Consider the following 3,098-nt stretch of genomic DNA (forward strand, 5'->3'; position numbering starts at 1 on the left):
GCAAAAGAGCCCAGAGCGGGTCAGAAAATATTTCAAACACGAGAAAATCCGCTATGCAGCGTGAGCGAAATATACTATTGCCGGGTTAATAGTAGTGTTTAAAAATATTAGAAGGCCATCACTCTTCGTTCCCGGGACATTGCTGGTGCTATCATCTGGTATAATTGTGTCACTGGTAGTTAATGGTGGCGGTCATGCCTAACCAAGCCAGGCAGTACGCTCCGGCGCTGCGCGCCTCCGCGGGACAGCTTACCTTGTGCACGTTTTGCGCAGGTCGCTGCGCTCCCATTATTGCGCAAAACGCGCCCAAGGTAAGCTGCCCCTGCTGGCGGCGTTATGAGCTAATCGAGCATGCTTAAAAGGAAGTGCCCAAGCTGTTCTCGGAAGACACTGAGTGTGCCAGTGTTGAGCAACAACTACGTATGCTCAGAGTGCGTGTCAATATTTCACCAACCATAGTGGGCCAATTTACTAGAGGCAATGGTTGCATCAGCGCTTGGTACGGCGGCCTTCTTTTACTTATTGTTTTACTTTAGTTGGTTCGGGCTTTTTGTCGTGCTTGTAATTCTGCCACTATTCGTAGACCAACTATTCAGAAAATTTGGCCCGGTTAATTTGGGAGGGGTAAAAGGTGCACTTCGTAAGCGCTCATAACCAGGCGCTGCAGCCGACGGCTCACTTTGTGCACTTTACGCGCGGTCGCTGCGCTCCCATTTTCGCGCGTAAAGCGCCCAAAGCAAGCCGCGGCTGAGCGCGGCGTTATGGTGGCTTGGCAAAAATTTAAAAGAGTTGTGCCTTTGGCAATTTCCATGGTGTTTGTGAAGATCCATTCTACTGGCGCAGTGTATGGTTGAATTTCAACAGTTTCGTTCCTAGTGCCTTCGTTGTAGGTAGCGCGCTAAGGAAAGTTCAAACCAGCATTGTGGGTAAGCAGTAAGAAAATTCAGTGGTGCGGGACGTCTGGTATTCTTCCCTCATCTTAAACCGGCGGTGGCCCTCCGCTGCGCTACGGGCAAAGTGCCAGTAGCAAGTTCAGAGCGGCGCCAGCCATAACCAGGCTAGGCAGGATCGCCCAGCCCCTTCGGGGCTCGGCTGGACAGCCTACGCGGCGCGCTTCGCCCGCCAAGCGCTCCGGCTGCCCCTGCTAGCGGCGTTAGGCAAGGAAAGCAATCTGATGGGCGTCGTACTAATAATTTCAATATTGGTCGGAGTTGTCTCTCTTGCAGTACTCGTTGTCCAGGCGTTTTTACATAGCAAATATACCGGTCTTATCGCTCTGTCTTGGGTGCTGCTTTCTTCACTTTTGGGCACAACCTATCAATTTAAAGAATCTGCAGTATGGCTAGTATTGGCTTCCATATTTGTTATTCTCGTCGCTGCCAATGTGATACAAGTTCTATTAGTAGTGTTTAAAAATATTAGAAGGCCATCACTCTTCGTTCCCGGGACATTGCTGGTGCTATCATCTGGTATAATTGTGTCACTGGTAGTTAATGGTGGCGGTCATGCCTAACCAAGCCAGGCAGTACGCTCCGGCGCTGCGCGCCTCCGCGGGACAGCTTACCTTGTGCACGTTTTGCGCAGGTCGCTGCGCTCCCATTATTGCGCAAAACGCGCCCAAGGTAAGCTGCCCCTGCTGGCGGCGTTAAGAGTCAGAAGCATGAAGATTCCATACTTTCTCTTGCTGATAGTTTTTTGTAGCGCGGCGCAAGCTGATACATTCCATTCTGTCGTGGAGAGAATAAAAGGCGATGCGTGCGACATTATCGCATTGGATGGAAGATACAATTGCAAAAATCTTGTGTATATAGATTTACAGCTCCAAGATAAAAATGCTGAAAGTAACTATATTCCACATGCAAAGGTAAAGTTTGCTCTGCTTTCATCAGAGAGGCTGGAGGAAATTGACTTAAGCAAAATAAAAAATGAAACAGCAAAAAGATTGCTTGAATTGCGCTCCCTATCTCAAGGCTTTGAAAAACCTATGAACTATACGTATGAAGCCATTGATGTTTACCTTTACTTTGATGCCGCAAAAGATAGTCCAATTAAAATTACAACTTATGAAACGTCATTTTCATTGAGAGATTCTGAGGGAAGCAAAAGTGGTAACCCAAGGTAAGTGCCACCGATCTCTTAACAAACGCAAGCAGTATGCTCCGGCCCTTCGGGCCTCCGCGGGACGCCCAACGCTATGCACGTTTTGTGCGGGTCGCTGCGCTCCCAGTTTCGCACAAAACGTGCATAGCATTGGTCGCCCCTGTTGCGGGCGTTATGCTCTAAGGAACTAAAGCATGGGAATGTGTTTAGCGCTTCATAGCGTGTCAGATGAAAACATTAAGAAAATATTGGAGCAGCCGGAGCTAATTTGGAGGTTGATCGCTTCAGATGATCCTGAGGCATATGAAGAAGCTGTTAGAGAAAAAACGAAAGTTGGTTTTATATCAAAGTTATTCGGAAAGTCAGCCCCAAAAAAAATTGAAATACCTGACTTAAACTTTATCGAGGGTGAAAATATTGATGATGACTTGGATAAGTCATGGCAAGGAATTCACTTTTGCTTAAATGGAACTGCTTACGACGCTGAGTCTCCCATGGACTTCATTACTGTTGGAGGGGTAGTCGCTGGTGATATTGAGGTTGGGTATGGACCAGCTCGGCTATTCAAAAGTGAAATAGTAAACGCTATCCATGCCCACTTGTCGGAAATCTCTGAAGCTGGAATATCGGCTAATTACAACCCACAAAAAATGGATAAGTTAGATATATACCCAAATATTTGGGAGCGAGACGGAGATGAGGGTTTGGAGTATATTACTGCGTATTTTTCAAATCTAAAAAATTTTGTAGCTAATTGCGCTAAAAATAATTTGGGCATGGCCATTTACCTGTGCTGAGCATAACAATGCAATGCAGCCGACGGCTTACTTTGTGCACTTTTTGCACGGTCGCTGCGCTCCCATTTTCGTGCAAAAAATTCACAAAGTAAGCCGCGTCTGATTGCGGCGTTAGAGCTCATGAAGAAATACATTGTTTTGTTGATCGTACTACTAATTTCAGGTGCAGCAGAAGCTACAGCCTTGCGAGGCGTATCTATT

At 46.9% G+C, this 3,098-nt stretch carries 4 protein-coding genes; 3 read left to right on the plus strand and 1 reads right to left on the minus strand.

The window, feature by feature from the left end; genetic code table 11:
• Positions 1–1,174 precede the first annotated feature (1,174 nt).
• From IG627_RS20415 to IG627_RS20425, 3 genes are all read left to right on the plus strand, one after another.
• A complete protein-coding gene (locus tag IG627_RS20415; protein ID WP_193195115.1) occupies positions 1,175–1,513 on the plus strand; it encodes a hypothetical protein in 339 nt (112 codons plus the stop codon).
• A gap of 147 nt (positions 1,514–1,660) precedes the next feature.
• Complete coding sequence (locus tag IG627_RS20420) at positions 1,661–2,122, plus strand: hypothetical protein (RefSeq protein WP_193195117.1); 462 nt, start codon at positions 1,661–1,663, stop codon at positions 2,120–2,122.
• A 172-nt stretch (positions 2,123–2,294) separates the two neighbouring features.
• Positions 2,295–2,897 carry a YfbM family protein gene (locus IG627_RS20425; RefSeq protein WP_193195119.1) on the plus strand — a complete coding sequence of 201 codons (603 nt, stop codon included), beginning with the start codon at positions 2,295–2,297 and terminating at the stop codon, positions 2,895–2,897.
• Here the strand turns inward: IG627_RS20425 and IG627_RS21000 are convergent.
• Positions 2,885–3,098, minus strand: a 214-nt coding sequence (locus IG627_RS21000; RefSeq protein WP_226865499.1) for a hypothetical protein, incomplete at its 5' end; no start/stop codon positions are given. The two genes, IG627_RS20425 and IG627_RS21000, sit on opposite strands and share 13 nt — an antisense overlap.

Source organism: Microbulbifer taiwanensis, assembly GCF_014904815.1.
GTDB lineage: Bacteria > Pseudomonadota > Gammaproteobacteria > Pseudomonadales > Cellvibrionaceae > Microbulbifer > Microbulbifer taiwanensis.